Here is a 3815-nt window from a genome sequence, read left to right as displayed (position 1 = left end):
CGAATTACTTCAAAATCATCGATCGAGAGCGGTACGCCGATCGTCCGAGAAATGGCTAGGAGGTGCAAGACGGCATTAGTGGAGCCACCTACTGCCATAATTACCGCGATCGCGTTTTCAAAGGCTTTCCTGGTCAAGATTTGGACAGGTAAAATCTGGTTTCTGACGGCTTCGACGAGGACGTAAGCGGATTTCTCGGCACTGATGGCTTTTTCTTCATCTTCGGCGGCCATTGTGGAGGAGTAGGGGATGCTCATCCCCATTGCTTCGATCGCGGATGACATGGTATTAGCTGTGAACATCCCGCCACAGGAGCCAGCACCAGGGCAAGCTCTTTCCTCAACTGCGGTGAGTTCGGCCATGTCGATTTTACCCGCACTATATTGTCCGACGGCTTCAAAGGAACTGACGACTGTGAGATCCCTGCCCTCGTAGTGCCCAGGCTTAATCGTCCCGCCATAGACAAAGATCGCCGGAATATTCAGCCGCGCGATCGCAATCATCGCCCCTGGCATATTTTTATCACAACCACCGATCGCCAGCACCGCATCCAAACTCTGTCCATTGCAGACAGTTTCGATCGAGTCAGCAATCACTTCCCGCGAGACGAGCGAGTACTTCATCCCCTCAGTACCCATCGAAATTCCATCGCTAATCGTAATCGTCCCAAACATCTGGGGCATCGATCCTGCTGTTCTGAGAGCCGCTTCAGCCCGAATCGCGAGCTTATTAATCCCCATATTGCAGGGCGTGATCGTACTATAGCCATTCGCCAAACCAACGATTGGCTTGGTAAAATCATCGTCTCCAAAACCCACTGCTCGCAGCATCGCCCGATTGGGGGAGCGTTGGACGCCTTGAGTAATAGCTTGACTGCGTTTGTTATCTGACATAAATTTTTTAAACTCGATCTTCCCAGAAACGGCTGCACTTCTGCGCGCTATTCTCTGTTGAGAGCGGCTTCTGTCAGCGTCTATCTATTCTACGGGGTATTTGAATCCACAGAGGCAAATTAACTCATTAATTTGTGGCACTTGAATAACTGTCATGTAGATCTTCTAGAAAACTCTGCCATTTGGGTAAAGTAGGGATATCTGAATCGATCGCATACTTTAAGTGCTATGACTGGCTCCGAACTCACCAATCCTAAATCTGACAATTCTAAGCTCCACTCCAGTCAACCCGTCCAATCGCGAGTTTCGCCGTGGTTGACCAAAATTATTCATCCCCTCGGTCGATATGTCGTGCTCCCTGGCTTCTTTCGCGAGATTGAAATCATCGGCAAACAATATACTCCCCACACAGGTGCGGTCATTCTCGCGCCCACTCACCGGACGAGATGGGATGCACTGCTGATTGCCTATGCCATTGGGCCATATGTCACGGGTAGAAGTTCGAGAATTATGGTGACTACTGATGAAATGAAAGGCATTCAAGGCTGGTTCTTGCGCAGATTGGGGTGCTTTGAGATCGATACCACCAAGACTAGTCCAGCCGTCATTCGTCATAGTATCGAGTTGCTCCATCAAGGCGAAATGCTCACAATTTTCCCTGAAGGGGGTGAAGGTACTATGTTCCGCGATCGAGTGTTGCATCCAATTAAGGAAGGGTTGACGCGGATTGCCACGCAAGCGTTATCGTTAAAGCCAGATCTAGATCTCAAGATTATTCCAATTAACCTCGACTATGAGCATCTCTATCCCAAATTTCGCGATCGCGTTACCATCGAACTTGGCAAACCATTACAGGTAAACGACTATCAACAGTTTTCTAGTAAAACTGGAGCTAAAAAACTCCATGAAGACCTAGTTCGATCGCTAGAAGAATTAACGGCATCGTCTAAGTATTCGTAATTGGATGCTGGATAGCTAGATGATATCGATCGCTGACAATATCGATCGCCTCCGCGCGCGAACCAGGCATCGATCTCGATCTCGATCGCGGTAGGGACTCAAACGACCTTGTCGATCGATACTCCAAACACCACTACGATGGATTGCTACTGGTTAAGATCGGCGTGCTGTTACCCCTCCTTGCGATCGAATCGAACGCACGCACGTTAATTTGAGAGATCTAATCGAGTTGTTAATATCGGTCAATCTTCAATTACTTTCGCAAACAATCTATCGATTTGAATCTAATTAAATATCGAACGTCTGGAAATAGTTGTTAACTTAATCGTCGATCGATCTCAGTTGCTAAGGTATCGATCGCGATTTCAATTTGTTCGCCAGTGGTCATATTTTTCAATTGGCACTGTCGATTTGCCACTTCTTCGGCACCAATCAGGACGCAAAAAGTTATCCCTTGTTTGTCTGCTAGGGCAAATTGTTTTTTGAGCGGACGTTTATCGAAAGCGGTGACAACTTTGATGCCAGCTTGACGGAGTTGTTGCGAAACCTGGAGATAAGTCGGCATCAGATCTTCTTGGAGATTTAAGACCATGACTTGAGCTGGTGTCGCGGCTAAAGGTTGCAGAACATTGGCTTTGAGCAAGCGAGAAATCAACCGCGTCAACCCGATCGAAATCCCGACTCCGGGCATACTTTCGCCGATAAAGGTGCCGACTAATTCTTCGTAGCGACCGCCAGAACAGATGCTGCCTAAGGCTTCATGGCCGAGCAGTGTAGTTTCATAAACCGTACCTGTATAGTAATCTAATCCTCTGGCGATCGACAGATCGATACAATAGCGATTGGTGGGTACTCCCAAATCGCGAACGCCGTTGATGACCGTGGTTAATTCCTCAATTCCCAGCTTAAATTGGGCTGCTTCAGGTAGCCGATCGGCAAATGTATTTAATTCAGCCAGTACTCGATCGGCATCACCCGCGATCTTGATAAAATCGATGACTTGTTGCGATTGCTCGGTGGATAAACCCTGAGTTGCTAAACCGGTTAAGACTTTAGCAACACCGACTTTTTCTAAGGTATCGATAATATTAATGCAAACTTTAATCCGATCGGGTGCGACACCCAAAGAACTAAAGAAACCAGTTAAAACCTTGCGATTATTAATCCGAATCAGGAATTCGCCGATCTTGAGTCGATCGAAAATTTCGGCGATAATCGCTGGCATCTGCGCATCATATAGCAAGCTCAAGTTCGTGCGTCCCACGACATCGATATCGCACTGACGAAATTGACGATAGCGACCATCCTTTGCCCGTTCGCCCCGAAATACCAAGTCCATCTGATACCTAGCAAACGGGAACTGGAGATCGTTGAGGTGACGGGCAATATAAGCCGCCAACGGTACGGTTTGATCGAATTTCAACGCCCGCGCTTCCGAGTCAGTATCGCCCTTCCCCGCCTCATCCCGCTCTGCTTGGCGATTGGGAGGGAGGATTGGTTGCAAACCATAAATGATATTATCGCCCTGATTGCCCTTAGCCTGAAGGACTTCTAGCCGCTCGACAGCCGGAGTTTCGATCGGGGTAAACCCATAGCTTTCATACACCTGCCGAATCGTATCCATCAGGTGTTGTTCCAGTCGCTTTTCACTGGGTAAAAATTCTGGAAAGCCGCTGGGAGTGGAAAAGTTGATTTTAGTCATGAGTTGGGAGTTGGGAGTTGGGAGTTGGGAGTTGGGAGTTGTGGCTCGCGCTCGTCGGCTCTGCCGAAGGTTTAGCGAGACAAGACAGGGAAAGAGAGCAACTCAAATCATGGGAGAAACTTTCACCTGCCTTTGGGGGAAGAAAGTGAGTCAGAAGATTGGAGCGAACATTCAGGATGAAGGAGACTAGACCAAAAATTATAGAGTATCTAAGCTCTACTATTTTCTCCCCGCTCCGCGCTCCGCGCTCCCAACTCCCA

The 3815-nt window shown here is 48.2% G+C and carries 3 protein-coding genes; 1 reads left to right on the top strand and 2 read right to left on the bottom strand.

Annotated elements, in window-relative coordinates; translation table 11 throughout:
* A partial coding sequence (locus tag RMO84_RS11835) for a dihydroxy-acid dehydratase (protein WP_310488660.1) occupies positions 1 to 893 on the bottom strand: 893 nt, incomplete at its 3' end.
* A gap of 228 nt (positions 894 to 1121) precedes the next feature.
* On the opposite strand from RMO84_RS11835, the gene RMO84_RS11830 reads away from it, so the two are divergent.
* Positions 1122 to 1853 carry a 1-acyl-sn-glycerol-3-phosphate acyltransferase gene (locus tag RMO84_RS11830; RefSeq protein WP_310488659.1) on the top strand — a complete coding sequence of 244 codons (732 nt, stop codon included), beginning with the start codon at positions 1122 to 1124 and terminating at the stop codon, positions 1851 to 1853.
* A 316-nt stretch (positions 1854 to 2169) separates the two neighbouring features.
* Here RMO84_RS11830 and hisS read toward each other — a convergent pair whose 3' ends face one another.
* Complete coding sequence (hisS, locus tag RMO84_RS11825) at positions 2170 to 3555, bottom strand: histidine--tRNA ligase (RefSeq protein WP_310488658.1); 1386 nt, start codon at positions 3553 to 3555, stop codon at positions 2170 to 2172.
* Positions 3556 to 3815 lie beyond the last annotated feature (260 nt).

This window comes from Chamaesiphon sp. VAR_69_metabat_338, from assembly GCF_031423935.1.
GTDB lineage: Bacteria > Cyanobacteriota > Cyanobacteriia > Cyanobacteriales > Chamaesiphonaceae > Chamaesiphon.
This window is presented reverse-complemented; position numbering and strand designations above follow the sequence as displayed.

Excerpts from the sequence above, each read along its gene's own strand:
- RMO84_RS11830 (WP_310488659.1), top strand. The coding sequence starts at position 1,122 with ATGACTGGCTCCGAACTCACCAATCCTAAATCTGACAATTCTAAGCTC.
- hisS (WP_310488658.1), bottom strand. The coding sequence starts at position 3,555 with ATGACTAAAATCAACTTTTCCACTCCCAGCGGCTTTCCAGAATTTTTA.